The following is a 25,910-nucleotide window of genomic DNA, read 5'->3' as shown; positions in this document are numbered from 1 at the left end:
TCAGGCCTTGTGGATGGGGCGCGAGGTGGCTTCCCACGCCCCGCCGATGTCGGCAAGACGGGCCTCGATGCACTCGACGTCGAGCATGATCGCACCGCCGCCCGAGAAGATCAGCTCGACGATGCCGGCCGGCTTGCTGATCTCGATGAAGCTGATCGCCAGCAGCGACAGGACTTCGGCAGGCTTGTCGCGGTCAATACCGCTGGTCTTGGCCCCGAGCACGCGGTCGAAATGCAGCACGGCCTGCCGTCGCTCATTATGCTGGCGAAACAGGCCGGATTTTGCCTCCCAGACGAAACGGTTCATGGTCAGCAGGAAACGCTTGGCCGCGGGGAGGAATTCGAGGTCGCTGACTTTCAGCACGGCATCCTGGACATGAGCCGAAACGATGCTCAGATCCTGGTCGTCGAGCGCGATAAGCTTAAGGGCGGTCATACGGATTTCGCACCTGAAGGTTGATTGTTCAGCCTTCTGTTAGGCGGTCTTGGCGATCGGTGCAACCGCACCAGCAGCTGCAGCTCTGCGCTGCCCCTCATCGCCCTGCCGGGCACTTCTCCCCGGATAGTGACGGGGAGAAGGACGCTGCCGCGAAGGATTTCGCCAATCTCCTGCGTTGCTAGAGAGGAGCCGAGGTCGCGGGCTACGCCGAAATCCGTTCGATCACCGCACCGCAGTTGGACAGCTTTTCTTCCAGCCGCTCGAAGCCGCGATCGAGGTGGTAGACGCGGTTGACCGTGGTCTCGCCTTCCGCCGCCAGGCCGGCGATGACCAGCGAGACAGAGGCGCGAAGATCGGTCGCCATGACCGGCGCGCCCTTCAGCTTCGGCACGCCGTCGACGATCGCCGTCTGGCCCGAAAGCGTGATGTGAGCGCCGAGCCGCGCCAGTTCCTGCACATGCATGAAGCGGTTCTCGAAGATCGTCTCGGTGATGCGCGACTTACCCTTGGCCATGGTCATCAGGCCCATGAACTGCGCCTGCAAATCGGTCGGGAAGGCCGGGAAGGGTGCTGTCGTCACGTCGACCGGCGAAATGCCGGCGCCGTTGCGCCTCACCCGGATGCCGGAATTGGTCGGCGTGATCTCCGCACCCGTCTGGGCGATCACGTCCAGTGCGGTCTGCAGCAGGTCCGCACGCGCGCCTTCGAGCACGACGTCGCCGCCGGTCATGGCGACGGCCATCGCATAGGTGCCGGTCTCGATGCGGTCGGGAATGACGCGCACGCGCGCACCGGAGAGCGATTCGACGCCGTCGATGGCAATGGTTGGCGTGCCGGCGCCGGAAATCTTCGCGCCCATGGCGTTGAGGCACTCGGCCAGATTGACGATCTCGGGCTCGCAGGCGGCATTTTCCAGCACCGTCTCGCCCTTGGCGAGTGCCGCGGCCATCATCAGCACATGGGTGGCGCCGACCGAGACCTTCGGGAAGATATAGCGGTTGCCGACAAGGCGGCCATTCCGGGTCTTGGCGATGACATAGCCGGTGTCGACGTCGATATCAGCGCCCAGCGCCTGGAGGCCCTCGAGGAACAGATCGACCGGCCGCGTGCCGATGGCGCAACCGCCCGGCAGCGACACTTTTGCTTCGCCCATGCGGGCCAGCAGCGGGCCGATCACCCAGAACGAGGCGCGCATCTTCGACACCAGCTCGTAGGGCGCTGTGGTGTCGACGATGTTGCGGGCGGAGAAGTTGATGGTGCGCGAATAGCCCTCATTCTGCTTCTCGCGGCGGCCATTGACCGAATAATCGACGCCGTGATTGCCCAGGATGCGGATCAGCTGCTCAACATCGGCCAGATGCGGCACGTTTTCCAGCGTCAGTGTGTCGTCGGTCAAAAGCGAGGCGATCATCAAAGGCAGCGCCGCGTTTTTCGCGCCCGAGATCGGAATGCTTCCGGAGAGCTTGTTGCCCCCGACAATTCTGATGCGATCCATGGAAGAACGTCCCTCTCGGCCAAAAAAGGGCCGGTTCAATCGTTTGAGTAGCGGCCCGTCTAGACCATTGGCCAATCTGGTTCAAGAAATAGGATTTCGCCCACCCCAGGCCAAGAGTGACCTATTTGAGTTAATCTTTTTGTATTTTCTTCGATGCAGCGAGCCCGTCCGGGCGCAGGTCGGCCTCGCCGGTCCGCCGCGAGCGCGACTGCGCCTTGCGCTTCTGCAGATTGGCGCGCAATTGCTCGGCGAGCCGATCCTTGCGGATTGTTGCGCTGCTTTTCGGTGGACCATCCTTTTTCACTGGAATTGTCTTGTCGTCCATCGCCCCATCCCGCCGGCGACCCACCAGCTTGCTGTTCAGGGATAGCCAACATTGTGGCACTGCCATGTCATTAAAAGCCATCCGGCAAAGCCTTTCACAGAAGCGTTGCACTTGGCCTTGCGCTTGCCGGTTCGATATGGCAGAAGCCCCGCCATCAGCGGCTGCGGTAGCTCAGTGGTAGAGCACTCCCTTGGTAAGGGAGAGGTCGAGAGTTCAATCCTCTCTCGCAGCACCAGTTTCCAACATCCCTGTTGCCGCACGATCGTCCTCTGCATTTGCGAGGGCGAGGCGGGTACATGGGATGGCGCGGCCCTCGTGCCGGCAGACCCGATCAGCGGTTCATTGCTTCAGAAAATGGCTGCCACAGGCAAATCCAGCCGAAGCGCATTCCGGCAAGACACGATTCATTAACCAAGATGCTATTCATCGACATGACGTATTGTGGCATGGATGCCCGTCTTCGCCGGTCAGATCCATGCTTGTCAGGAAGAGGGCCGAAAGGCTCCTGATCTGGGCGGAAATCTAAATCGCCCGAAACAAAAGAACGTGCAAGGCATGAACGTGAGCGAAAACGTGCAAAACGCCCCCGGTGCTTCCCGTCTTTGGACCCTGCCTGCCATCATCGCAGCGTTCCTTTGCCTGTGCGCTACCGGCGCGTTCGCGGAGACGCGTGCTTTGAGGATTCAACATCTCCATACGGGAGAGAAGGCTGAAATCGTCTTCAAGCGCAATGGGCGCTATGATCCGGCGGGATTGAAGAAGATCAATCTCATGCTGCGCGACTGGCGTCGCAACGAACCGACGAAGATGGATCCGCGCCTGCTCGATCTTGTCTGGCAGGCCTATCGCGCCAGCGGCTCGACAGCCTATATCCATGTGGTCAGCGCCTATCGTTCGCCGGCGACGAACGCCATGCTGCGCAGCCGCTCGAAGGGCGTGGCCCGGGAGAGCCAACACATGGTTGGCCGCGCGATGGATTTCTTCCTGCCGGATGTGCCGCTGAAGAAGCTGCGCGACATCGGCCTCAAAATGCAGGGCGGCGGCGTGGGTTATTACCCCACCTCCGGTTCGCCTTTCATACACATGGATGTCGGCAATGTGCGGCATTGGCCTGGCATCAGCCGCCAGGAACTCGCCAGGGTATTTCCGAACGGCAACACACTGCATGTGCCGAGCGACGGCAAACCGCTGCCCGGCTATGAGCAGGCGTTTGCCGCCTACAAATCGCGCAAGGGCGCCGGCACGCCCAACATCGAGCTGGCAAGCGTCGACGGCGGCCAACGCAGGCCGCGTGGCCTGCTGGCGACGCTCTTGGGCGGGGGCGGCGCAGACGAGTCCGACGATGTCGCGGAAGCGGTGCCGGCGCCACGCAAACCGGCGAGGTCCGTCGAACCCAGACCGGCTGGACAGGGTATCGCTATCGTGCCGCCGCAGGATGCCCAGCGGGCGGACATCCAGATTGCTGCCAGCGATCCAGGCGAAGAACCGCTTGCCGGGCAGAAGGGGAAGACGCCTGAAGCGATCGTCATGGCGATGGCACCGGGCTCAGTGCCGCTGCCGGCCTTCGCACCGCGAGCCGAGTTCACGGCACCCGTTCCCACCCCGGAAGCCGCACCGTTGGCAATCGCCGGCGCGTCCACGGCGCAGGCCGAGCTGGCCGTTGCCAAGCCGGACGCTGCGAATGCCGATGCCGCTGCCACGAGCGTCGCGCCGGAGATGATGGCGCTCAACGTCCCATTGCCGACATGGCGGCCGGAAAGCCAGTCAAGCCCGACGCGCCAGTTGGAAGCAGCCAAATCTGGCGATGCCATCGGTGTCTTGCTGGCCATGCATCACCCCGACGACGGGCTGGCCGGCGAGCGGATCGCGGCGCCTGCGTCAAAGCCAGAAGATCGCGTCAGGGCGAACCCCAAGGCCGACCGTGTCCAGCGGCGCCCCGATTCCGAGGCAGATCGCGCTGTTGCCGGTGGGGCCGCATCAACAGGGACGCCCATGATTGCCGCCAATTTCATCCGCACGGCGCCGGAGCATGTCTATCTCGATGGATTCCAACCGCGGGGACGGACGTCCGATCACCGCCGCTTCACCGGCTCCGCGGTGAAATTCCTGCCCATCGCCAGTTTCAAATAGAGGGCGAAAGCACCGTTCGATCCAGTGTCGAAATGTGTTGCGCCATATCGATGGCCGGGGCGGTCACGGGATTCGCAATGCCGAACCCTTCCGCGCTATGACACTTGGCGAGCAGCGCGCTACTGCAGCGGGCAGTCGGCTCGTTGCTGTCGGCCGCCATCCGTTGCCTTTCGAGCAGATCGCCCCGCGAACTTGCCAGGATCGTGGTGGCGGCGCAAACGTGCACGAGGCATATTTGGCCCCGCCGGCCGCAACCGGCGGGACTAAGCCACAGGCCGCCCAGCGGGCGAGTTCTGCGACACGGATCACGCCTGGTGAATCACCAACTCGCTGGTCATGGGAATTCCTCTAAGGGCGCCAAGCACCATGTTGTGCGAGATCGCGCGCTCATGAATTTTCTCCAGATCGGCGCGGGGCGCCGAAGAACACACGGTCGCGCTGAGGTGCAGGGACACGTAGCAATGCCGGGCGTCCACGGGCGCCGTGAGCCCATCAAGTCCGTCGAACTCGCCACGCGGGTCGAACACGCCTTCCGCGATGAAATCGACCGAACGAAGATCGACCCCCGCATGCGCTGCCAGCATCGGATAATCCGAGCCGGCGCACACAGCCGCCGCGGCAAAGATCTGCTCCCAGGGAAAGACGGCGGTCGGCGAATTGTCCTTGAGGCTCGCCGGTCGCTCCAGTAGCGGTGTTGTGTAAGGATCGCCTGATTGCGGGTCGAAGCGGTAGCGGGCACGATAGGTGCCACGCACCGCGTCACCGTGTTTCTTTAGCACGGACACGATATCTTTGACTGTGCTGACGGTTTCTCCGAAGACTACTGGCATCTTTACCTCCCTATAAAATGAGAATTCCACTCCCTATTCCGGTCCGCGGATGCCGACGACGGTTGCCGCGGCCTGGCCCCAATTCCGACAATGTGCCGACAAGGCTCGCGCTACTTGGCAGGCGCGGCAGCCTGAGCGTCGCCGCCGAGATCCTTCTTGAAGGTCTCAAAGTCGACCTGCATGCCGTTGAAGATTGTGCTCCAGTGCCGTGACAGAGCGGCGATAGCGACGGCCTCTTCGATCTCGTCCTCCGTTGCGCCCGCCTGTTTTGCGCTCTCGGTGTCTTCCCAGATGCAATACTGGCAGGGAATTTGTGCGGAGACGGCGAGCGAGATCAGAGCCTTGACCTTCGGCGGCAGGGCGGTTTCGCTGGAGAACTGCAGAGCCTTCACCTCTGCCCAGGCGCCCGGCAGCGCTGCTTTTGAAACCTGATGGAGAAAGGTCGGCACCGAGCCGAGCGTCCGCTCGACGTCCTTATAGGTGGCGTCGACCTCAGCTTGACCGGCCCAGCCTAAGCCTGATGACAACAATGTGGCGCAGACGACAGTCGATGCGAACGCCGTGTGAAGGAGGCGGCGCGAGCGGCTGGGCCCGAGCTCGCCGTGGTGTGCAATGGAAGCAACATGGGAAACTGCGAAGGCGAACATGATCTCTCTCCTCTTTGGAACCATTTGCGTCCGGGCCAGATGATGCCCGCGTGCTGTAAGGAGTCACGGACGGGAGAAAAAGTTCGATCAGTCGTCCTCGATTCTAGGCGGACGCGGCGAAAGATGAAGATGCAAGCGTCGGGCCTTGCCGTCTCGCTGAAAGATCACCAGGACGACACCCGGCGGGCAGTGGAAAGGGTCTTCCGGCGGATTGACGAATAGTCCCTCGATCACAGTGACCTGGCTGGCGCTGAGAATGCGCTGCGGTTCCAGGCGGACGCCGGCTTCCGTGTCGGCGTCGACTTCCCAGGCAAGGAATGAGCGACCCAGCACTGGTTTGCTCGTCCCGCGGACAAGATGCAGGTCCTCTGCAAAGTGCCCAAGGAAGCGGTCACGCTCGCCATGCTGGTTGAGCCCATTGAAAATTTCGGAGTAGAATCGCTGGCGCTCGCGAGACTGCGAGCGAGCCTCTGTGTCGGCAAGGCCCGCCGTTTCCAGCAGCATCTCGGCAAGCTTGCGTTTGGCTTGCGACAAACGACTGCGAACCGTCCCAATCGGGACACCCAGAATGGCGGCCAGTTCCTCGTAAGACTGATAGCTTCCGAAATAGCGCAACATGGCGGTAGCCTGCAGCGGCTCGGGAAGCTTGCGTAGGGCGTCCCAAACCCATTCGCGAAGCGCGACTTTCTCCAGCCGCTCCTCAATGCTTGCGCGTTCGTCTGGGCGGTCTGGAATGTCGGCGGTCAAGATCTCGCGTCGTCTTCGACGCAATTGTTGCAGGCAACAGCGGTGCAACACAGTGCGAAGCCAGCCACCGACGGCTTGCGGATCCTTGAGTTCGCCGATGCGCCTCAGCGCGATCAGGAAAGTCTCATGCACAGCATCTTCGGCGTCCGACCCATAGCCGAGCATGTTCAGCGCTATCGCATAGAGCCGTGCGCGATGACGTTCCAGCAGCAGGCCGAGGCAACCACAATCGCCGCCCCGAGCGGCAAGGGCCAGTTCGGCATCACTCGGCACGATATGAGTTTCGTAGCCCATGGGCTTAAGATGCATCAACTGGCGAAAAAGTTCGAATGCCAGTTCAGCTTTGTCACGATCCGTGTTCGGCGGGCACCAGTTCACCAATGACGCTTTGATGGGGTTTTGGATTGAGGTTATGACCCTCACTTCACGTCCGTAACAACCGGCCCCGGAACGGGGTCCGTGAGAACCAGGCTCGCCGCCAAGATACTCAAGCGAGATCGAAAGTGCATATGGCAGTGAGCAAGGATTGGATTCTGGCGGATGCGGGCGATCTACGCGGCTAGATTCAATCCTGTAAAACTTTTTCCAGATTTGACACCATTTCACAAAATTGTAAGATAATCATCTTCCGTCAGCGATAGGCGATGACCATGTCGATCCGCGAAGAACTGGCCAACACGACCGTGGCGTTCACCTCCGCGGAAGAGAAGATCGTCCAGGTCCTGCTCGCCGATTACCCAATGTCGGGGCTGGGCACCGCAACCCGGCTGGCACGGCGCGCCGGCGTCAGCGACCCGAGCGTGACGCGGCTGATGACCAAGCTTGGCTATGTCGGCTTTGCCGATTTCCAGGCACGCCTGCTCACCGAAGTCGAATCCAGGCTGCATTCGCCGCTTTTGATGATGGAAGCCAAGCGTCCGGGCGGCTCCAGCGAAGGCACCGCACTTGCCTATTTCCATTCGGTTTCCGACAGCCTGGAGCGTACGCGCACGGCTGTGCCGGTGCAGGCCTACACGCGCGCTGTCAACATGCTGCTCGAGAGCAAGGGCCAGGTCGTGCTGCTGGGCGGCCGGTTCAGCCGGCATATCGCCTCCATGCTGGCCGGCTATCTCCTGCAGTTCCGCTCCGGCGTGCGCGACATCGGTTCGTTGAGTCCCGCCGATTTCGACCTGTTGATCGACCTTGGCAAGCGCGACCTCCTCGTCGTGTTCGATTACCGGCGCTACCAGTCGGACGTGGTGAGCTTTGCCCAGCAGGCCAAGGAGCGCGGCGTCTCCATCCTGCTGTTCACCGACGTCTGGCTGTCGCCGATATCTGACATAGCGGACCTGACCATGGTCGCGGCGATCGACGCCAACTCGCCGTTCGACACGCTGGCGACGGCCGTTGCCCAGATGGAAACCGTCTTTGCCCACGCGCTGGAGGGCCATGGCGCCGGGGTGCGCAAGCGCATCGAGGACATCGAGAAGATCCGCAGCGCCAATGCGGTCACGCTCGATACCGTCCTATCGTCATCGGCCGACGACGCCGCCAAATCCAAAACCACAAGGAAGTAGTGTCGTTGCGCGCAGTGCAGCGATGCAAAGCGCCGCGACGCAGAAAAGGAAGCGACAATGCCCGACAACCAGACCTTCATCGACGCCGTGCAGGCTGAGATCGAGACCGATCGCGACTGGTTGATCGGCCTGACCCGCGACATGGTCCGCATCCCTTCGGTCAACCCCAAATTCGAGCCCAATCCGGCGATCAACCGCGAGGCGGATGTCCAGGCGCTGCTCGAACCGATCCTCAAGCAGGACGGGTTCAGGACAGAGCAATGGGATGCCTTGCCCGGGCGGCCCAATCTGGTCGGCGAATGGGCGGGAGACGAGAGCCGCAGCCTGATCCTGTGCGGCCATATCGACGTCGTGCCGGTCGGCGCGATGAAGGACTGGTCGGTCGATCCGTTCGGCGGCGAAATCACCAATGGCCGGCTCTATGGCCGCGGTGCCGTCGACATGAAGGGCGGCGTCGCCGCTTGCATCGCCGCCGCGCGCGCGATCCGCAAGGCGGGCATCACGCTGCAGGGCCGGCTCGCCATCCACTCGGTCGTCGATGAGGAAGCCGGCGGCTTCGGCGCCATGGACGCGGTGAAGAAGGGCAAGCTCGCCAAGGCGGTGCTGGTCGCCGAACCGACCTGGGGCGATGTCCTGCCGGTCGAAGGCGGGCTGGAATGGGCGCGGGTGACGATCCGTGGCCGCAACGCCCATTCGGCGCTGCGCTACAACGAGATCTATCCGCAGCGCCACGACAAGGACCGGCTGGAGCCGGGCGTCAATGCGATCGAGATCGCCGCCCGCTTCATTGCCGCCGTGCGCCAGTATGAGCTGGACCGGACGCGAGCAAAATCGCATCCGCTGCTGCCGCTCGGCATGAACACCATCAACATCGGCGTCATGCATGGCGGCACCGGCCTTGGCGAGCACGGCCTGCCGACCGTGATGACCAACCCGGCCATCATTCCCGATGTCGCGGTGCTCGATCTCGACATGAAATTCCTGCCCGACGAGAATTCGGCCGACTACCGCCGCGATTTCGAGGCGTTCGTCCACCATTTCGCGCAGACCGATGCGTGGCTGCGCGACAACCCGCCTGCGATCCAATGGGAGCTCGGCGGGCTGCATTTTCCGCCGATGAACACGCCGGTCGACCATCCGCTGGTGAGATCGCTGATGAAGCGCAAGGCCATGGTCGGCAAGGCGCCGCAGGCGCGTGGCTTCGTCGCCGTGTGCGATGCCGCGCACTATGCCGGCGCCGGCGTCGACGGTGTCATCTTCGGCCCGTCAGGCGACGGATTTCACGGTTCCGACGAGTATGTCGAAGTCGAATCGGTGGTCGAGACCGCCAAGGTGATCGCCGCTTCGGTCATCGACTGGTGCGGCATCCGCTGAGGCGGAGCCGCCAGTCCGAAACGGTCAGGCCGGGCGCTTCAGGCGTCCGGCGACGGCGCCCCATGAAGCCTTGATCATGCCGACCAGGCCGCTCGGGTAGGCCAGCATCACGCCGATGATCAGCACCGCCGTGATCATCGGCCGCCACGCGCCGAAATCGGCCATCCATTCGGCGAAGATCGTCAGCACGAAAGAGGCGATGATGGCGCCGTAAATAGTGCTGGTGCCGCCAAGCAGCACCATCGACAGGATGATGGTCGCAAGGCTCATGCCGAAGACGTCGATCGAGGCATTGCGCTGGTAGGCGGCGTAGAAGGCGCCGGCGATGCCGGTGAAGAAGGCGCTCGCGGCAAGCGTCAGCATGCGCTGGCGCACGATCGAGACGCCGCGGCTGATGGCGTATTCCTCATTGTCGCGCAAGGCGACGATGCTGGCCCCGGTGCGTGAGCGCACGAACACGCGCAGGAATAGGGTGCTCGCCACCAGCAGCGCCAGCGCGATGTAGAAATAGGCTGATTTGCCGTCACGGACCATGTTGTGGTCGAACACGTATAGCCCGGGAATGCGCACCAACCCTTGCGTGCCGCCGGTGATGGCGGACTGGCTGATGATTACCTGCATCACCAGCTGCGCGAAGCCGAAAGTGACCAGGATGATGTAGATGCCCTTCAGCCGCAGGATCGGGATGGTCACCAGGATCGCCGCCAGGGTGGCGATGACACCGCTGGCAAACAGCGCGATCCACGGGTCGAATTCGGCCAGCTTGGTGAGCAGGCTGTAGGCATAGACGCCGATGCCGAACAGCGCCAGATGGCCGAAATTGAAGACGCCGCCATAGCCGAGGCTGAGGTCCCAGTTCGAGGCGACGATCGCATAGATGAAGGCCATGATCAGGATGTGGCGGGCATAGGTGTCGCCGAAGATCAGCGGCAGCAGTGTCAGAAAGGCGAAGCCGAGCACGAAGCCGATGGCCTCCTGCTTCCACGGCGTGCGGCCGGGAGCGATCGGGGTTGCCGCCTCTGTGTGGCTAAGGGTGATCGGCGATGTCGTGTCGGTCATGCTAGGCCTCGGGAGCGGCTGGCAAAGATGCCCTCGGGGCGCACCATCAGGGTCAGGATCAGCACGCCGAACAGCAGCGCCGGCGTCCAGTACAGGCCGAAATAATAGCTGCAGGCGGCCTCGAAGAAGCCGATCAGATAGGCGGCGAAGATCGGTCCCGAGATGCTCGATATTCCGCCGAATACGACGACGATCAGCGCCTTGAGCAGCGGGTCGCTGCCCATCACCGGCGACATGAAACGATAGCCGCCCATGAAGATGCCGGCGAGGCCTGCAAGCGACGCGGCAATGGCGAAGGCCAGCCCATAGAGCGCGGTGACGTTCAGCCCGACCAGATGGCTGGCATCTTCATTCTGCGCCACGGCGCGCAGCGCCAGCCCGAGCCGCGTGCGGTTGAGGAACATCCAAAGTGCGGCCAGGATCAGCGGCGTGATGACGATGATGGCGATCTGGTGCAGGGAGACGCCGACGCCGCCGATGGTGGTGTTGCCGGTGATCAGCGCCGGGATCTGCTTCGAGCGCGGTCCCCAGATGGTCAGCGCGCCGTTCTCGATCAGCGACCCGGCTGCCAGCGTGGTGATGACGACGACCAGCACGATGTTGGGTCGGCCGATCAGCGGCCGCACGACACTCGCCTGCAGGATCCAGCCGACGCCGGCCATGACGACGACGGCGATGGGAAAGGCGACCGCCGCCGGCAGGCCGAGTTCGACCAGCTGCCAGGCGATGTAGGCGCCCAGCATCATGAACACGCCATGGCTGAAATTGAACACGCCGATCGTCGTCCAGACCAGAGCCAGCCCGACCGCCATCATGGCGTAGAGCGAGCCCTGGAACAGGCCGCCGAACAGGATTTCCGCCAATGCGCTCATCTTCGGATTTTCCTAATGGCCAAAATACATCGACATGATCTCGCCGTGGTCGAGGCTTTCGCCCGGCTTGATCTCGGTCGCAACGGCGCCATGGTTGACGAGGTAGAGTTGCTGCGTCAGTTCCAGCAGGAATTCGATGTCCTGCTCGACGACGATGAGCGGTACGCCGCCGCGCGAAATGTCCATGACGGAGGCGCAGAGCTCGTCCTTGATCTTGGGCGCCAGCCCCAGCGTCGGCTCGTCGAGGATCAGCAGGCGCGGATGGCTCATCAGCGCCGTGCCGATCGACACCATCTGGCGCTCGCCGCCCGACAGCGTGCGCACGCGCTGGCGCCAGCGTTCCGCCAGTTTCGGGAACAGCTTGACCACCTTTTCGCGGTTTTCCGCCTCATGCGGCCGGGCCCGCGGCGAATAGGCGCCGAGCGCCATGCAGTCGGCGATCGAGAGATCGGGAAACAGCCGATTGCCTTGCGGCACATGGATCAGGCCGGCGCCGACGATGGCGCGTGCGCTGTGGCCGACAATGTCTTGCCCGTCGAACAGGATGCGGCCGCTCTTCGGCTGCAGAAGCCCGGAGATCGCACGCAGCAGCGTCGTCTTGCCATGGCCGTTGGGGCCGAACAGGCCGACATTGCCGAAACGGCCGGCCTCCAGCGAGATATCGTGCAGCACGGTGACGCGGCCATAGCCGGCGGTGACGCCTTCGACGCTGAGAATGGGATTCACGCCGCCGACCTCCTCGTGCCGAGATAGGCTTCGATGACGTGCGGATCGGCGATCACGCCTGCCGGATCGCCGGCGGCCAGGACGCGGCCATTGTTGAGCACCAGCAGATGCTGCGAAAGGCTCATCAGGAAAGTCAGCACGTGCTCGATCAGAAGGATGGTGATGCCGCGTTCGGCGGTGCGGCGGATCAGGCCGATCGACGTCTCGATCTCGGGTTTGGTCAGGCTCGATGCCGGCTCGTCGAGCAAGAGCATGCGTGGCTGCATGGCGATCGCCGTGGCAAGCATCAGGCATTTGCGCTCGAACACGGACAATTCGCCGGCAAGCCGGCCGAACGACTGGGATCCCAGGCCGACGAACTCCAGCGCCTCGGCGGCGGCATTGCGGGCCGTGGCCGCTGTCTTTTCCTGCTTGCCGTAGCTGGCGCCGATCAGCGCGTTCTCGAACACGGTCAGCCCGTCGAAGCTGGTCTCGCGCTGAAAGGTCCGGGCAAGGCCGAGGCGCGCGATGGCGTGTCCCGATTTGCCGTTTATGGCAATGCCGTCAAAGCGGATCTGGCCCCGGTCGGGCCCGAACGGGATGCCGGTGATGATGTTGAACAGCGTGCTCTTGCCGCTGCCGTTCGGGCCGGCGATACCGAAGATCTCGCCGGCCTCGACCTTGAACGACACGCCATCGACGGCCTTCAGCGAACCGAAGGCCTTCGACACGTCGTCCAGTTCAAGCAGGGCCATTCCCTACTTCATCCAGGGCTGGAGCTTGAAGGCGCCGGTGGCATATTTCTCAGGCGAGATCAGCGTGCGCTGGCCATCCCAGATCTGGAAGAAGGTGATCGGAATATAGTCGTCGCCCTGCGTGGCAAGGTGGGTGGCGGGATCGAATTTCAGCCGCCCTTCCGCGACCTGCTTGTCGGTCTCCGACAGCGCCTTCATGATCGCCGCATGGTCGGATGCGCCGCCGACCTTCTTGACCGCGTCGAAATAGACATTGGTCATTTCGTAGAGGCCGACGCCGTAGGTGCCGCTCTCGACGCCGTATTTTGCCTTGAACTTGGCTGCCACCTCATCGGCGCGCGGGTTCTTCGGCGTCGTCAGCGCGCCGCCGAGCAGGTTGTAGATGACGCCATCCGATTTCTTGCCGGTCAGCTCGACGAATTCCGGAACGCTCGGCGCGTATTGCAGGAAGACGAGGCTCTTGGTCGGCTGCTCGAGGAACTGGTTGAGGAACGACGCCGAATTGCCCGGCAGATAGTCGGTGTTGATGACGACATCGGGAACGTTCTCGCGCACCTTGGCGAGGATCGAACGCCAGTCGGTCACTTCGCCGAAGGGTACGATCTCGTCGACGGTGATGGTCCAGCCCTTGTCCTTGAAGGTCTTCTTCATGCCTTCGGAGATGGTCTTCGAATAGGCGTTGTCGGACGAGATGATGGCGACCTTCTTGGTCGGCAGGGTGATCTTGCCGTCGGCCGCGAGCTTCTCGACGAACAGGGTGACGTCGGTGTTGTAGGCGTCGAAGGAAGGCGTCAGTGACCAGCAGCACATGTATTTGTCGGGGCTCGGCGCGATGATGTCCCTGGTCTGCTGCGAGGTGGCCGCCAGCATGTAGGGCATTTCCGCCTCGGCCATGTTGTCGATCTCGAAATTGGTCAGGCTGGCATAGCCGGTCAGCATGAAGTGCACGCCCGGATCGCCAAGCAGGCGTTCGACGGCGCTGGTGACGTTGCCGGCGGACTGATCCTTGACGTCGCCGACCACCAGTTCGAACGTATCCCCGGCAACGCCGCCGGCTGCGTTCGCTTCGTCGATGGCCATCTGCACGCCGCGCTGGAATTCCTGGCCGTCCGCCGCGGCAGGGCCGGTGAGCGGCGCAAGCAGGCCGATCTTGACGACGTCGGCAAAGGCGGGGGCGGCTGATGCGGCAAACATGCCGATCAACGTCGTGCTCATCAGCTTATGGCGGATTCGACTTGCGGCGGATTTGGGCTTCATCGTGCTGTTCCCTGTTTTCCTCCCGTTCATCGGGAGTTGGATAATTGACAATCTACGCATAATTGTTCTTATTTGAAAAGGATTTTTCAACGCAACCTGGCCGGGAACAAGGTTCCCGCAAAGGTATGGAAGCCGTGGCGCTTTGCTGCGCAACTGCATTAAAACAGGGCAATTCCCGACGGAGCGGACAATGACGATCTCGCAGAAGACCCTTGAAACCAGCCACGGCAAGATCGCGGTGCGTGAGACCAGCGGCCAGGGAACCGCTGTCATGCTGATCCACGGCAATTCATCTTCCAGTGCCGTTTTCCGCAACCAGTTGGACGGCCCGTTGGGCGAGCGATATCACCTCATCGCTCCCGACCTGCCCGGTCATGGAGCGTCCGGCGATGCGATCGATCCAGAGCGTTCCTACAGCATGGAAGGCTATGCCGATGCCATGACCGAAGTGCTCGGGCTGCTCGGCATCGACAAGGCCATCGTCTTCGGCTGGTCGCTCGGCGGCCATATCGGGCTTGAGATGATCGACCGCTTTCCCGGCCTGCTCGGCTTGATGATCACCGGCACGCCGCCTGTCTCGCCCGAGGAGGTCGGCAGCGGATTCAAGCCGAGCCCGCATATGCATCTCGCCGGGCAGGAGACCTTCACCGGCGCCGAGGTGGAGGCCTATGCGCGCAGCACTTGCGGCGAGCCGTTCGAGCCGTTTCTCATCGACACGGTGGCGCGCACCGATGGACGGGCGCGGCGCCTGATGTTCGAAAAGTTCGCGGCCGGCACTGGCCGGAACCAGCGCGAGATCGTGGCCGGCAAGACGCCGCCGATCGCCGTTCTGAACGGCATCGACGAGCCATTCGTCAACACCGATTTCGTCTCGGCTGTGAAATTCTCCAATCTATGGGAAGGCAAGGCGCATCTGCTCGACAAATCCGGCCACGCGCCGTTCTGGGATTCGCCCGATCGCTTCGATCCGGTCTTCGCCCGCTTCCTGGCGAGCGTCGACAGAGCGTAGGTCCGTCGGAAAACCGGCGCCACGGACCCGCCTTCGCGTTGGGTGGGTGACAATCACGCGCATCTGCCGTATATTGACATAAACATATCCTTATGTGACATGAAAAGGCCTGTCGCCAAAGGGATAAAAAATGTCGCAGAATTCTGCCTCGCTGGACGCATTGTTCGGCCCCGTCGCGGCAAAACCGGACGGCTCGGAAGTGCTTGCCGCGCTGACAGCGGCGGCACGCGAGCGCATTCTCATCCTCGACGGCGCCATGGGCACGCAGATCCAGGGCCTCGGGTTTAACGAGGACCAATTCCGCGGCGAGGCTTTCGCCGGCTGCGCCTGCCATCAGCAGGGCAACAACGATCTCCTGATCCTGACCCAGCCCGGGGCGATCGAGGAGATCCATTATCAATACGCCATCGCAGGCGCCGACATCCTGGAGACCAATACTTTCTCCTCGACCTCGATCGCCCAGGCCGACTACGGCATGGAAGATGCCGTCTATGCGCTGAACCGCGATGGCGCGCGGCTGGTCAGGCGCGCCGCTGTTCGGGCCGAGCAGCAGGACGGCAAGCGAAGGTTTGTCGCCGGAGCGCTCGGGCCGACCAACCGCACCGCCTCGATGTCGCCCGACGTCAACAATCCCGGCTATCGCGCCGTGACCTTCGACGATTTGCGCCTCGCCTATGGCGAGCAGCTGCGCGGGTTGATCGATGGCGGCGCCGACATCATCCTGATCGAGACCATCTTCGACACGCTGAACGCCAAGGCGGCGATCTTCGCGGCGGAAGAGATCTTCATCGAGAAGGGCGTGCGCCTGCCCGTGATGATATCGGGCACCATCACGGACCTCTCCGGCCGCACGCTGTCGGGCCAGACGCCGACCGCCTTCTGGCATTCGGTGCGGCACGCCAGCCCCTTCACCATCGGCCTCAACTGCGCGCTCGGCGCCAACGCCATGCGAGCGCATCTGGCCGAAATATCCGGTGTCGCCGACACCTTTGTCTGCGCTTATCCGAATGCCGGCCTGCCCAACGAATTCGGCCGGTATGACGAAAGCCCGGACTTCATGGCCGCCCAGATCGAGGATTTCGCGCGTGAGGGACTGGTCAATGTCGTCGGCGGCTGCTGCGGCTCGACGCCGGAGCACATCCGCGCCATCGCCGAGGCGGTGCGGAAGTATCCGCCGCGCGCCATTCCGGACATTGAGCCCAGGATGCGCCTGTCCGGGCTGGAGCCATTCACGCTCACCGACGAGATCCCCTTCGTCAATGTCGGCGAGCGAACCAATGTCACCGGCTCGGCCAAGTTCCGGAAACTGATCACGGCGGGCGACTATGTCGCCGCGCTCGACGTCGCCCGCGACCAGGTCGCCAACGGCGCGCAGATCATCGACATCAACATGGACGAGGGTCTGATCGATTCGAAGAAGGCCATGGTCGAATACCTCAACCTGATCGCCGCCGAGCCGGACATCGCCCGCGTTCCTGTCATGGTCGACAGTTCGAAATGGGAGATCATCGAAGCCGGCTTGAAATGCGTGCAGGGCAAGCCGCTGGTCAACTCCATCTCGATGAAGGAGGGCGAAGAAGCCTTCCTGCATCATGCCAGGCTGGTCCGCGCCTATGGCGCCGCCGTCGTCGTTATGGCCTTCGACGAGGAAGGCCAGGCCGACACCAAGGCGCGCAAGGTCGAGATCTGCACCCGCGCCTACAAGCTCCTGACCGAGCAGGCCGGCTTCCCGCCCGAGGACATCGTCTTCGATCCCAATGTCTTCGCCATCGCCACCGGCATCGAGGAGCACGACAATTACGGCGTCGACTTCATCGAGGCGGCCGGCGAGATCACCGCGACGCTGCCGCATGTCCACATTTCCGGCGGCGTGTCGAACCTGTCTTTCTCGTTCCGTGGCAACGAGCCGGTGCGCGAGGCCATGCATGCCGTATTCCTTTACCATGCCATCCAGCGCGGCATGGACATGGGCATCGTCAATGCCGGCCAGCTCGCCGTCTACGATACGATCGAGCCTGATCTGCGCGAGGCCTGCGAGGATGTCGTGCTCAACCGCGCGCCGAAGGCCGGCGGCACCGCCACCGAACGCATGCTGGAGATCGCCGAACGCTTCAAGGGCACGGCCGGCAAGGAAGCGCAGGAGCGCGATCTCGCCTGGCGCGAATGGACTGTCGAACAGCGGATCAGCCACGCGCTGGTCAACGGCATCACCGAATTCATCGACGCCGACACCGAGGAAGCGCGGCTTGCCGCCGAGCGGCCGCTGCATGTCATCGAAGGCCCGCTGATGGCCGGCATGAACGTCGTCGGCGATCTGTTCGGCGCGGGAAAGATGTTCCTGCCGCAAGTGGTGAAGTCGGCGCGGGTGATGAAGCAGGCGGTGGCTGGACTGCTGCCGCACATGGAAGCCGAGAAGCTGGCAAACGCCGCCAACGGCATCGACAATGGCGAACGTAAAACGGCCGGAAAAATCCTGATGGCGACGGTCAAGGGCGATGTCCATGACATCGGCAAGAACATCGTCGGCGTGGTTCTCGCCTGCAACAATTACGAGATCATCGATCTCGGCGTCATGGTGCCGGCGGCCAGGATCCTGCAGACGGCGCGCGAGCAAAATGTCGATATCATCGGCCTATCCGGCCTGATTACGCCGTCGCTGGACGAGATGGCGCACATGGCTGCCGAGATGGAGCGTGAAGGCTTCGACATTCCGCTGCTGATCGGCGGCGCGACGACCAGCCGCGTGCACACGGCGGTGAAGATCCACCCGCGTTACAGCAAGGGGCAGACGGTCTATGTCACCGACGCCAGCCGCGCGGTCGGCGTGGTCTCATCCTTGCTGTCCAACGAGAGCAAGGATGGCTTTGTCGATACGGTGCGCGCCGAATACAAGAAGGTCGCCGATGCGCATGCCCGCTCGGAAGCCGACAAGCAGCGTTTGCCGCTGGCCAAGGCGAGGGCCAATGCGCATCGGATAGACTGGTCTGAATATGAGCCGCCGAAGCCGTCCTTCGCAGGCGTGAAGGTGTTCGAGAACTGGGACCTGACCGAGCTCGCGCGCTACATCGATTGGACGCCGTTCTTCCAGACCTGGGAGCTGAAGGGCCGCTATCCCAAGATATTGGAGGATGAGGCGCAAGGTGCCGCCGCACGCCAGTTGTTCGAGGATGCGCAGGCGATGCTGAACAAGATCATTGCCGAAAAGTGGTTCGCGCCGCGCGGCGTCATCGGCTTCTGGCCGGCCAACGCCGTCGGCGACGACATCAGGCTGTTTACGGACGAGAAGCGGTCGCAGGAACTGGCGACGTTCTTCACCTTGCGCCAGCAACTGACCAAGCGCGACGGCAAGGCCAATGTTGCCCTGTCGGATTTCGTCGCGCCGGCGGAGTGCGGCAAGGCCGATTACATCGGCGGCTTCATCGTCACCGCCGGCATCGAGGAGGTGGCGATCGCCGAACGCTTCGAACGCGCCAACGACGACTATTCCTCGATCATGGTCAAGGCGCTGGCCGACCGCTTCGCCGAAGCCTTTGCCGAGCGCATGCATGAGAAGGTGCGCAAGGAATTCTGGGGCTACGCGTCAGATGAAGCGCTGGCGCCCGACGAGCTGATCGGCGAACCCTATCGCGGCATCCGACCGGCGCCCGGCTATCCGGCTCAGCCCGACCATACGGAGAAGGCGACTTTGTTCCGGCTGCTCGATGGCGAAGGCAATGCCGGCGTGAGACTGACCGAAAGCTATGCGATGTGGCCGGGCTCATCCGTCTCGGGGATCTATCTGGCGCATCCCGAAAGCTATTATTTCGGCGTCGCCAAGGTCGAACGCGACCAGGTCGAGGATTATGCGCGCCGCAAGGCGATGCCGTTGACCGAGGCCGAGCGCTGGCTTGGCCCCATCCTCAACTACGTGCCGGCACACTATGCCGAGGCGGCTGAATAGCCGATGCCGGCGCGCCTGACGGAAGCGACAGGCGAATGCCGATCGCTTCTCCAGTGTCATCCTGGCCCGCTTCGATTCCTGTGGGCTATTGCATGGCCGACGGGTTCATCCACAGCAGCTCCCAGACGTTGCCGTCCGGATCTTCGATGTGGCGGTTGAACATGAAACCAAGATCCTGCGCCGGGTTGGGATCGGCGCGACCGCCTGCCGCCACGCCCTTCTCGATTACGACATTGACCTCGTCCTTGCTGTCGACGGTTAGTGCGATCAACATCTGGCTGTCCCGCTTGGGGTCGCCGATCGGGCGCGCTGTGAACTGGCTGTAATGCTGGTGCGTCAGCAACATGACCCCGATCGAGTCTGAGAACATGATCGAGCTGGACTGGTCGCTCGAGAACTGCGGGTTCAGCGTGCCCCCGATCGCGAGATAGAACTTGGTCGCCGCCTGCAGATCGCGTACCGGTAGATTGAGGAAGATCATTTTGGTCATCGGTCTAAGCCTTGCTGCCGTTGATGGGTACTAGCCAGTCTAGTACTGTAACTATGGCTACCATGCGGGAACGGTACCGTCTAGTACCGGTTGAGAGGCGCTATGAAAATTGATGGTGAGACCAGGTCGGCTCGCAAGGATCGTGAAATCATTGAAGCGGCTACGGCCGCCTTCATCGCCAAGGGCTATGATGGAACCAGCATGGAAGAGATCGCCACCAAAGCAGGCGCATCCAAGCAGACTGTCTACAAGCATTTCACGGACAAGGAGACGCTTTTCGGCGAAGTCGTCGAGTCCACCGCCAGCCAGACCAACGATGTCGTCGAGTCCGTGACGATGCTGCTTTCCGAGGCGAAATTCATGGAGGGTGGGCTACAGCAGCTTGCCCGACGCATGACAACGACGCTGATGGACGAAGAGCTGCTGAAGCTGCGGCGTCTGATTATCGCCAACGCGGATCGGATGCCGCAGCTTGGCCGGAGCTGGTATGAAAAAGGTTTTGAACGCATGCTTGCCTCGGTGGCATCATGCTTTCAAAAGCTTACCAGTCGAGGCCTGTTGCAGACCAGCGATCCCCGTCTGGCGGCCAGCCATCTCTTCGGAATGCTTCTCTGGATCCCAATGAACGAAGCCATGTTCACCGGAAGCAACCCGCGTTCGAAGGCGGACCTCGAGCGGCACGCCGATGCTTCGGTCGAAGCATTCCTTGCCGCCTATGGGGCGCGGCCGAAATAGTCGCGCGCCGCTCCGCCAGCGATGCTTATTGTGGTCGATTGTCCGTCCACGCCAGCGTCTTTTGCTTAAGGCCGGTGGCGGAGTCGGTTTAGGCACAGGATGCTCGCTTACGATCCAAGGCTGCGATAAACCCAGGGCAGCCGTCTTTGCAGCTGGAGCGTCAAATGACCGTACTCACCCGACGCCGGCTTTTGAAAACGGCAGCGATTGCCGGCGCAGGCGGGGTCGGGCTTTCGGCCATGGGCCGGCTTGGTGGCTGGGCCGCTGCCACGCCTGAGCCGGTGGTTTTGCAGACGGCAAAGATCCAGGCGAAGCTGATGGATATCGGCCAGACCAGGGATGTGCTGACCTATGGCAACGCCGGAATGCCGCCCGTGCTCAGAATGAAAAAAGGCCAGCCCTTCGCTGCACGCCTTGTCAACGCGATCGACGATCCGACGACGATCCACTGGCACGGTATTCGCGTTCCAAACAAGATGGACGGCGTGCCGTTCCTGGTCCAGCCCTACGTCTACACCGGCGATCATTTCGACTACGCCTTCACGCCGCCCGATGCCGGCACCTTCTGGTACCACCCGCATTGCAACACGCTGGAGCAGATGGGCCATGGCCTGACCGGCGTGATCGTGGTCGAGAATCCCAACGATCCGAAATTCGATGCCGAAATCGTCCTCAATTTGCGCGACTGGCGCCTCGGCGACGACGGTCAGTTCATCGACCAGTTCCGGCCGCGCGATGCCGCGAGAACCGGAACTTACGGCACGGTGCGCACCGCCAATTGGCTCGACCAGCCGCAATATGATGCGCCGGCCGGCGGACTGGCGCGGCTGCGCGTCGCCATCACCGACGTGACGCGAATCTACGCTTTTCACGTCGACGGTGCAAAGGCGACTGTCATGGCGCTCGACGGCAATCCGGTGCCTGAGCGTTTTTCGCCCGATGCCTTGCTGCTTGGACCCGGCCAGCGCATGGAGCTGGCCATACGCATGCCCGACGAGGAAGGCGCGATCGTCAGCTTGAGGGACGTCAGAGGCACCAAGCCAAAAATCCTGGCAACCCTGCGCGCGACAGGAAACTCCCTCAAACGGGACATTCGGGATCTTGCTCCACTGGAGCTCAATCCGGTGGCGGAAGTGGATCTCGCCAGTGCCAGGCATATTTCCCTGGCGCTCAGCGCCACGGCGGAAAACGTCCCGAGCGATGGCATCTGCGGCTCGCTTGGCTACAGTTTCTGGGCCATCAACAAAGTGCCGTGGCCCGGCGACACCAAGGATCCGACCGCGCCTCTGGCCGAACTGAAGCTTGGCCAAAGCTATGTCATCGACATGGAGAACCTGACGCCGCAATCCCATCCTATGCATCTGCACGGCATGAGCTTCAAGGTGCTGTCGTCCTCGACGCGCCAGGTTCAGCCTGTCATTTCCGACACCTATCTCATCCAGCCCAACGAGAAGGTTCAGCTCGGTTTCGTCGCCGATAATCCCGGCGACTGGCTGCTGCACTGCCACATCATCGAGCACCAGAAATCGGGAATGACGAGCTACGTCAGGGTGGTGTGAAGCCGCGTCAGCCTGCGCGTGGCGTCTGGACCGTCACTTGCGCAATTGAGCCTCGATCTCGTCGAGCACTTTGTCCTTGCCGATGCCGGTGAGGAAGGCGAGGCCCTTGATGACCGGCTTGGTCACCGAAGCGGAGATCGGGGTGGTTGCGACGATGAAGTCGACATTGTCGGCCAGTCCGGGCACTTCGGTGGCCTTTGCCTGCTGGGCATTGAAGGTGAGGCCGCGTTTCTTCATTTCCTCGGTGACGGCGACGTTGACCGCGGTCGAGGTGGCGATGCCCGTGCCGCAGGCGAAGAGAATGGTTTTCTGTCTGGACATCTCTGCTTCTCCTTGGTTATCAGCCGAGTACGGCTCGCACGTCTTCGAGGGTTCTGGCCGACCTCAAATCATCCAAGGCTTGCGGGTTCTGGATGGTGGCCATGACGGCCTGCAGCGCCTCAATCTGCTTGTCCTTGTCGTTGATGGCAAGCAGGAAAACGAAGCCGACCGGCAGCATCTCGTCGGGATCCTCCATGTTGGCGAAGGTCACTGGTTGCTTCAATGTGCCCATCGCGATGCCAGGCTTCAGCACATGCTCCGGATCGGTGTGCGGCACCGCGACATTGTCGGAGCGTTCCAGCGGCAGTCCGGTCGGGATGGTCAATTCGCGGCGCACGACCGCGTCGGCATAGGAGCTTTTGACATAGCCAAGTCTCTCCAGCCGGCCCGCCAGGATGCGGATGATCTCCTCATTGGTCGAGGCATCGGATCCGAGCACGATCGCGTCGGGATCCAGAAGCTGCATGAGGCCGTCGGACATTCTTTGCTCCGTCGATGAAATCGTGCGCCCCGAGGAGGGCGCACGATCGGGCTCCGTCGATGAAATCGGGCGCCCCGAGGAGGGCGTACGATCGGTTTGAAGGGTGGACCCTATCAGGTTCAGGCCGTCTCTTCGGCCGGCTCGTCTTCGGCGCCCGCGGCCCGCTCCCAGCCGAGCGGATTGCGGCGGTAGAGGACAAACAATGCCGCGATGACCACCGCGATCACGATGATGCCGACAAGTCCAAGCCCCTGGATCGCCTCGATGACCACGTAAGGCACCCACAGGAAGCCGTCGACCACCGAGGTGATCTGCAGCGCATCCGCCGGCAGCTTGAAGCCCGATGCGACGGCAGCACTTGTGAACAGCGGCGCCAGCGCGTTGGCGACGTAGAAGCCGATGGCCAGCGTCACCGTGCCGATCACCACCATGCGGAACACGTTGCCTTTGACCAGCGGCGCGGTCATGGCGACGATGAAGGGAATGACCGCAAGGTCGGCGAACAGGATGACGCGGTTGCCCGGCAGGATGATGGACAGGATGATCGCGATCGGCACCAGGATCAGCGACGACGAGATCGCGGCCGGATGGCCGATCAGGATCGCGGAATCGAGGCCAACAAGAAGCTCGCGATCGCCCGTGCGCTTGCGCACGAATGCCTGGGCTGCGTCGGAAACCGGCAGCAGGCCTTCCATCAGGATCTTGACCATGCGCGGCAGCAGCAGCATGACCGCGGCCAGCGTCATGCCGGTGCCCAGAACCTTGGCCAGCACCACGCTGAGATCACCCGCATTGTAGAAGGCGATCGCACCAAGCACGAGGCCGATAATGAGGCCCATCACGACAGGTTCGCCGAACACGCCGAACCTGCGCTCGATCGTATCGGTGTTGATGTTGATGCGGTTGATCCCGGGAATGCGGTCCATGATCCAGTTGAGCACAATGGCGATCGGCAGGATCTGCGCCGAGGCGAGATGCGGCACGGAAATGCCGGGTACCCCGTAGAACTGCTGTACCGCGCGCGCCGACCAGTCGGCGAACAGCAGCGAGAGTGCTGCGACAAGTGCTGCGACCGCGATGCCATAGGCCAGATTGTCGGTTGCGGCGACGACCAGCGAGCCGACAAAGGCGAAGTGCCAGAAATTCCAGACGTCGACATTGAGCGTGCGCGTCATGCGTGTCAGCAACAGCACGATGTTGACGAGGATGCCGACCGGAATGACCCAAAGGCCGACCGATGAGCCGAAGGCGATCGCGGCCGCGGAGGGCCAGCCGACATCGATGATGTCGCGATGGATGCCGGTGTTGGTGACGATGGCCTTGGCGACGTCGCCAATCGACGTGAACATGAGGCCAAGCACCAGATTGATGCCGATGAAGGCGACGCCGATGGTGACGGCGGCGCGAAAAGCCTTGCTGACCTTGGCGCCCAGAACCACGGCGATGACGAAAATGACAATTGGCAGCAGGATCGTCGGGCCAAGCGTATCGATGGCCCCTTTTAGGCCCGCGAGAACAGTATCCATTTTTCCTCCCCTGGAGCCGCGAGCCTTCGCTCGACGCCTCGCAATGATGCTCCATCCAGCCTTTGACGCCGTGGCGCAAAGACACTCCCCAATTTGCCCAGAGGCGAATGCTTCCCGACTGTCGCGTCGGTGAACATTTGCCTTTGTTGACAAACGAATGTTTTATTGGGGTTGTCCGCTGCAATGTCAATTGTTGGGCTTCGGCGAATCGAGCCCCGGCGGACGTGCCTTCCGAGACGATTTCGTGGGAAATTGCCGGTCGCGACCGGGTTTCGTTGGCAAATAGAACCCATTCCCTGCTATCCGACCCCAAATCACGAAGCTGTGGACATTCCTGCATGACCAACGTCGCCCTGACCGGGCTTGCCCGTGATCTCGCCAAGCGTGCCGCCGAGAACCGCCCGGTGCGCATCGGTGTCATCGGTTCGGGCGAAATGGGCACCGATCTGGTCACGCAGGGCATGCTGATGCCGGGCATTTCGGTCTGCGCCGTCTCGACGCGCCGCCCGCACACCGCGCGCGACGCTATCCGTATCGCCTATGGCGACGAAGCCATGGCGGTCGAAGCCGACACCGCCTCGAAAGTCACCGCGGCAATCGAGGCGGGAAAAATCGCCGTCACATCCAACGAGATGCTGGTCACCAATCCGCTGATCGACGTCGTCATCGACGCCACCGGCAAGCCGGGCGTCGCCGCCGATTTCGACCTCATGGCGATGGAGCACGGCAAGCATCTGGTGATGATGAACGTCGAGGCCGACGTCACCATCGGCTGCTATCTCAAGCAGCAGGCCGACCGGCTTGGCGTCGTCTATTCGGTGGGTGCGGGCGACGAGCCGTCGAGCTGCATGGAACTGATCGAGTTTGCGTCGGCGCTCGGGTTGACCATCGTGTCGGCCGGCAAGGGCAAGAACAACCCGCTCAACCACGATGCCGTGCCGGACGACTATCGCGCCGAAGCGATCCGCCGCAACATGAACCCGCGCATGCTGGTCGAGTTCGTCGACGGCTCCAAGACCATGGTCGAGATGTGCGCCATCGCCAACGCCACCGGGCTGGTGCCGGACGTCCCCGGCATGCACGGCCCCAAGGCCGATCGCGACGACCTCGCCAAGGTGCTGATCCCGCGCGAGGATGGCGGGCTGCTGTTGAAGAAAGGCGTCGTCGACTACACGGTCGGCAAGGGCGTCGCGCCCGGTGTCTTCGTCATCGTCGAAGCGACGCATCCGCGCATCATCGAGCGCATGGACGATCTTCATATCGGCCACGGCCCCTATTACAGCCTGTTCCGGCCATACCATTTGACCTCGCTGGAAGTGCCGCTGACCGCCGCCCGCATCGTGCTTTTCGGCAAGCCCGACATGGTGCCGCTGCCGCGGCCGGTTGCCGAAGTGTGCGCCGTTGCCAAGCGCGACCTTGCCCCCGGCGAGACCTTCGATGCGATCGGCGAGACTTGTTACCGCTCCTGGACGATGACCGTCGGCGAAGCCCGCGCCCAGCGCGCCGTGCCGGTCGGCCTGCTCGAGGGCGGCAAGGTGCTGAAACCGGTCACGAAAGGCGAATTGCTGACGGCGGATAATGCGTCGCCCGACCAGACGACGAGGCTGTTCGCCTTGCGCCGGCTGCAGGATGAGATGCTGTACGGGACAAACTGAGGAT

23 protein-coding genes and 1 tRNA gene are annotated in these 25,910 nt (G+C 62.7%); 9 read left to right on the top strand and 15 right to left on the bottom strand.

The window, feature by feature from the left end:
- The 3 genes from EN990_RS02390 to EN990_RS02380 form a co-directional block, all read right to left on the bottom strand.
- Nucleotides 1-435: a DUF2948 family protein gene (locus EN990_RS02390; protein ID WP_013530200.1), complete on the bottom strand. Its 435-nt coding sequence runs from the start codon at nucleotides 433-435 to the stop codon at nucleotides 1-3.
- Nucleotides 436-640: 205 nt separating this feature from the next.
- Entirely contained in the window at nucleotides 641-1,933 is a 1,293-nt protein-coding gene (gene murA / locus EN990_RS02385; RefSeq protein ID WP_013530201.1) for a UDP-N-acetylglucosamine 1-carboxyvinyltransferase, read from the bottom strand.
- Nucleotides 1,934-2,063: 130 nt separating this feature from the next.
- Nucleotides 2,064-2,258 carry a hypothetical protein gene (locus tag EN990_RS02380; protein WP_013530202.1) on the bottom strand — a complete coding sequence of 65 codons (195 nt, stop codon included), beginning with the start codon at nucleotides 2,256-2,258 and terminating at the stop codon, nucleotides 2,064-2,066.
- Between the two features lie 160 nt (nucleotides 2,259-2,418).
- On the opposite strand from EN990_RS02380, the gene EN990_RS02375 reads away from it, so the two are divergent.
- Both EN990_RS02375 and EN990_RS02370 read left to right on the top strand, forming a co-directional pair.
- Nucleotides 2,419-2,493: transfer RNA gene (locus tag EN990_RS02375), tRNA-Thr, on the top strand.
- Between the two features lie 320 nt (nucleotides 2,494-2,813).
- Nucleotides 2,814-4,388, top strand: coding sequence for a DUF882 domain-containing protein (locus tag EN990_RS02370; RefSeq protein ID WP_127366533.1), 1,575 nt, complete (start codon nucleotides 2,814-2,816; stop codon nucleotides 4,386-4,388).
- A 305-nt stretch (nucleotides 4,389-4,693) separates the two neighbouring features.
- Here EN990_RS02370 and EN990_RS02365 read toward each other — a convergent pair whose 3' ends face one another.
- The 3 genes from EN990_RS02365 to EN990_RS02355 all read right to left on the bottom strand — a co-directional run bounded on the left by EN990_RS02365 (nucleotide 4,694) and on the right by EN990_RS02355 (nucleotide 7,035).
- Nucleotides 4,694-5,218 carry an OsmC family protein gene (locus tag EN990_RS02365; RefSeq protein ID WP_013530204.1) on the bottom strand — a complete coding sequence of 175 codons (525 nt, stop codon included), beginning with the start codon at nucleotides 5,216-5,218 and terminating at the stop codon, nucleotides 4,694-4,696.
- A gap of 110 nt (nucleotides 5,219-5,328) precedes the next feature.
- Complete coding sequence (locus EN990_RS02360; RefSeq protein ID WP_024504783.1) at nucleotides 5,329-5,865, bottom strand: carboxymuconolactone decarboxylase family protein; 537 nt, start codon at nucleotides 5,863-5,865, stop codon at nucleotides 5,329-5,331.
- 87 nt (nucleotides 5,866-5,952) lie between these two features.
- On the bottom strand, nucleotides 5,953-7,035 hold the full coding sequence (locus EN990_RS02355; RefSeq protein ID WP_164753405.1) for a sigma-70 family RNA polymerase sigma factor: 1,083 nt from the start codon (nucleotides 7,033-7,035) through the stop codon (nucleotides 5,953-5,955).
- Between the two features lie 227 nt (nucleotides 7,036-7,262).
- On the opposite strand from EN990_RS02355, the gene EN990_RS02350 reads away from it, so the two are divergent.
- Together EN990_RS02350 and EN990_RS02345 are read left to right on the top strand one after the other, a co-directional pair.
- A complete protein-coding gene (locus tag EN990_RS02350) occupies nucleotides 7,263-8,168 on the top strand; it encodes a MurR/RpiR family transcriptional regulator (RefSeq protein ID WP_127366532.1) in 906 nt (301 codons plus the stop codon).
- A 57-nt stretch (nucleotides 8,169-8,225) separates the two neighbouring features.
- Nucleotides 8,226-9,542 (top strand): ArgE/DapE family deacylase, encoded by a 1,317-nt coding sequence (locus EN990_RS02345; RefSeq protein ID WP_127370736.1) that lies wholly within the window; start codon nucleotides 8,226-8,228, stop codon nucleotides 9,540-9,542.
- 24 nt (nucleotides 9,543-9,566) lie between these two features.
- Here the strand turns inward: EN990_RS02345 and EN990_RS02340 are convergent, their stop codons facing one another.
- From EN990_RS02340 to EN990_RS02320, 5 genes are read right to left on the bottom strand one after another with little or no spacing between them, the layout of a single operon-like run.
- Complete coding sequence (locus EN990_RS02340; protein WP_127370283.1) at nucleotides 9,567-10,601, bottom strand: branched-chain amino acid ABC transporter permease; 1,035 nt, start codon at nucleotides 10,599-10,601, stop codon at nucleotides 9,567-9,569.
- Nucleotides 10,598-11,473 (bottom strand): branched-chain amino acid ABC transporter permease, encoded by an 876-nt coding sequence (locus tag EN990_RS02335; RefSeq protein ID WP_063170049.1) that lies wholly within the window; start codon nucleotides 11,471-11,473, stop codon nucleotides 10,598-10,600. Before EN990_RS02335 ends, EN990_RS02340 begins: the two co-directional genes overlap by 4 nt.
- 12 nt (nucleotides 11,474-11,485) lie before the next feature.
- Nucleotides 11,486-12,199 (bottom strand): ABC transporter ATP-binding protein, encoded by a 714-nt coding sequence (locus EN990_RS02330; RefSeq protein ID WP_013530211.1) that lies wholly within the window; start codon nucleotides 12,197-12,199, stop codon nucleotides 11,486-11,488.
- Nucleotides 12,196-12,933 carry an ATP-binding cassette domain-containing protein gene (locus EN990_RS02325; RefSeq protein ID WP_127366362.1) on the bottom strand — a complete coding sequence of 246 codons (738 nt, stop codon included), beginning with the start codon at nucleotides 12,931-12,933 and terminating at the stop codon, nucleotides 12,196-12,198. Before EN990_RS02325 ends, EN990_RS02330 begins: the two co-directional genes overlap by 4 nt.
- A gap of 3 nt (nucleotides 12,934-12,936) precedes the next feature.
- Nucleotides 12,937-14,190 carry an ABC transporter substrate-binding protein gene (locus tag EN990_RS02320; RefSeq protein ID WP_127369918.1) on the bottom strand — a complete coding sequence of 418 codons (1,254 nt, stop codon included), beginning with the start codon at nucleotides 14,188-14,190 and terminating at the stop codon, nucleotides 12,937-12,939.
- A gap of 190 nt (nucleotides 14,191-14,380) precedes the next feature.
- On the opposite strand from EN990_RS02320, the gene EN990_RS02315 reads away from it, so the two are divergent.
- The gene (locus EN990_RS02315) at nucleotides 14,381-15,199 is read left to right on the top strand and encodes an alpha/beta hydrolase (RefSeq protein WP_127384498.1); all 819 of its coding nucleotides are present in this window, start codon (nucleotides 14,381-14,383) and stop codon (nucleotides 15,197-15,199) included.
- A gap of 130 nt (nucleotides 15,200-15,329) precedes the next feature.
- A complete protein-coding gene (gene metH, locus EN990_RS02310) occupies nucleotides 15,330-19,139 on the top strand; it encodes a methionine synthase (RefSeq protein WP_127368958.1) in 3,810 nt (1,269 codons plus the stop codon).
- A gap of 85 nt (nucleotides 19,140-19,224) precedes the next feature.
- Here metH and EN990_RS02305 read toward each other — a convergent pair whose 3' ends face one another.
- A complete protein-coding gene (locus tag EN990_RS02305) occupies nucleotides 19,225-19,629 on the bottom strand; it encodes a VOC family protein (protein ID WP_013530216.1) in 405 nt (134 codons plus the stop codon).
- Between the two features lie 102 nt (nucleotides 19,630-19,731).
- Here EN990_RS02305 and EN990_RS02300 point away from each other — a divergent pair, with 102 nt between their 5' ends.
- Nucleotides 19,732-20,364 carry a TetR/AcrR family transcriptional regulator gene (locus tag EN990_RS02300; protein ID WP_024504795.1) on the top strand — a complete coding sequence of 211 codons (633 nt, stop codon included), beginning with the start codon at nucleotides 19,732-19,734 and terminating at the stop codon, nucleotides 20,362-20,364.
- 164 nt (nucleotides 20,365-20,528) lie between these two features.
- On the top strand, nucleotides 20,529-21,923 hold the full coding sequence (locus EN990_RS02295; RefSeq protein WP_127368957.1) for a multicopper oxidase family protein: 1,395 nt from the start codon (nucleotides 20,529-20,531) through the stop codon (nucleotides 21,921-21,923).
- Nucleotides 21,924-21,956: 33 nt separating this feature from the next.
- Here EN990_RS02295 and EN990_RS02290 read toward each other — a convergent pair whose 3' ends face one another.
- The 3 genes from EN990_RS02290 to EN990_RS02280 form a co-directional block, all read right to left on the bottom strand.
- On the bottom strand, nucleotides 21,957-22,244 hold the full coding sequence (locus EN990_RS02290) for a PTS sugar transporter subunit IIB (RefSeq protein ID WP_023809203.1): 288 nt from the start codon (nucleotides 22,242-22,244) through the stop codon (nucleotides 21,957-21,959).
- 19 nt (nucleotides 22,245-22,263) lie between these two features.
- Nucleotides 22,264-22,725 carry a PTS sugar transporter subunit IIA gene (locus EN990_RS02285; RefSeq protein WP_127267974.1) on the bottom strand — a complete coding sequence of 154 codons (462 nt, stop codon included), beginning with the start codon at nucleotides 22,723-22,725 and terminating at the stop codon, nucleotides 22,264-22,266.
- A 119-nt stretch (nucleotides 22,726-22,844) separates the two neighbouring features.
- Nucleotides 22,845-24,251 carry a PTS sugar transporter subunit IIC gene (locus tag EN990_RS02280; protein ID WP_013530221.1) on the bottom strand — a complete coding sequence of 469 codons (1,407 nt, stop codon included), beginning with the start codon at nucleotides 24,249-24,251 and terminating at the stop codon, nucleotides 22,845-22,847.
- Nucleotides 24,252-24,589: 338 nt separating this feature from the next.
- Here EN990_RS02280 and EN990_RS02275 point away from each other — a divergent pair, with 338 nt between their 5' ends.
- Nucleotides 24,590-25,906 (top strand): NAD(P)H-dependent oxidoreductase, encoded by a 1,317-nt coding sequence (locus EN990_RS02275; RefSeq protein ID WP_127384497.1) that lies wholly within the window; start codon nucleotides 24,590-24,592, stop codon nucleotides 25,904-25,906.
- Nucleotides 25,907-25,910: the final 4 nt, after the last annotated feature.

This window comes from Mesorhizobium sp. M7A.F.Ca.US.005.03.1.1, from assembly GCF_003997975.1.
Lineage (GTDB): Bacteria > Pseudomonadota > Alphaproteobacteria > Rhizobiales > Rhizobiaceae > Mesorhizobium > Mesorhizobium ciceri.
Note: the sequence above shows the minus strand (reverse complement) of the source record. Positions and strands in the feature narration are given on the sequence as shown.

Excerpts from the sequence above, each read along its gene's own strand:
- EN990_RS02340 (WP_127370283.1), bottom strand. The coding sequence starts at position 10,601 with ATGACCGACACGACATCGCCGATCACCCTTAGCCACACAGAGGCGGCA.
- EN990_RS02390 (WP_013530200.1), bottom strand. The coding sequence starts at position 435 with ATGACCGCCCTTAAGCTTATCGCGCTCGACGACCAGGATCTGAGCATC.
- EN990_RS02295 (WP_127368957.1), top strand. The coding sequence starts at position 20,529 with ATGACCGTACTCACCCGACGCCGGCTTTTGAAAACGGCAGCGATTGCC.
- EN990_RS02380 (WP_013530202.1), bottom strand. The coding sequence starts at position 2,258 with ATGGACGACAAGACAATTCCAGTGAAAAAGGATGGTCCACCGAAAAGC.
- EN990_RS02365 (WP_013530204.1), bottom strand. The coding sequence starts at position 5,218 with ATGCCAGTAGTCTTCGGAGAAACCGTCAGCACAGTCAAAGATATCGTG.
- EN990_RS02370 (WP_127366533.1), top strand. The coding sequence starts at position 2,814 with ATGAACGTGAGCGAAAACGTGCAAAACGCCCCCGGTGCTTCCCGTCTT.
- EN990_RS02345 (WP_127370736.1), top strand. The coding sequence starts at position 8,226 with ATGCCCGACAACCAGACCTTCATCGACGCCGTGCAGGCTGAGATCGAG.
- EN990_RS02280 (WP_013530221.1), bottom strand. The coding sequence starts at position 24,251 with ATGGATACTGTTCTCGCGGGCCTAAAAGGGGCCATCGATACGCTTGGC.
- EN990_RS02300 (WP_024504795.1), top strand. The coding sequence starts at position 19,732 with ATGAAAATTGATGGTGAGACCAGGTCGGCTCGCAAGGATCGTGAAATC.
- EN990_RS02350 (WP_127366532.1), top strand. The coding sequence starts at position 7,263 with ATGTCGATCCGCGAAGAACTGGCCAACACGACCGTGGCGTTCACCTCC.
- EN990_RS02325 (WP_127366362.1), bottom strand. The coding sequence starts at position 12,933 with ATGGCCCTGCTTGAACTGGACGACGTGTCGAAGGCCTTCGGTTCGCTG.
- EN990_RS02320 (WP_127369918.1), bottom strand. The coding sequence starts at position 14,190 with ATGAAGCCCAAATCCGCCGCAAGTCGAATCCGCCATAAGCTGATGAGC.
- EN990_RS02335 (WP_063170049.1), bottom strand. The coding sequence starts at position 11,473 with ATGAGCGCATTGGCGGAAATCCTGTTCGGCGGCCTGTTCCAGGGCTCG.
- EN990_RS02315 (WP_127384498.1), top strand. The coding sequence starts at position 14,381 with ATGACGATCTCGCAGAAGACCCTTGAAACCAGCCACGGCAAGATCGCG.
- EN990_RS02285 (WP_127267974.1), bottom strand. The coding sequence starts at position 22,725 with ATGTCCGACGGCCTCATGCAGCTTCTGGATCCCGACGCGATCGTGCTC.
- EN990_RS02290 (WP_023809203.1), bottom strand. The coding sequence starts at position 22,244 with ATGTCCAGACAGAAAACCATTCTCTTCGCCTGCGGCACGGGCATCGCC.
- EN990_RS02305 (WP_013530216.1), bottom strand. The coding sequence starts at position 19,629 with ATGACCAAAATGATCTTCCTCAATCTACCGGTACGCGATCTGCAGGCG.
- EN990_RS02275 (WP_127384497.1), top strand. The coding sequence starts at position 24,590 with ATGACCAACGTCGCCCTGACCGGGCTTGCCCGTGATCTCGCCAAGCGT.
- EN990_RS02360 (WP_024504783.1), bottom strand. The coding sequence starts at position 5,865 with ATGTTCGCCTTCGCAGTTTCCCATGTTGCTTCCATTGCACACCACGGC.
- metH (WP_127368958.1), top strand. The coding sequence starts at position 15,330 with ATGTCGCAGAATTCTGCCTCGCTGGACGCATTGTTCGGCCCCGTCGCG.
- murA (WP_013530201.1), bottom strand. The coding sequence starts at position 1,933 with ATGGATCGCATCAGAATTGTCGGGGGCAACAAGCTCTCCGGAAGCATT.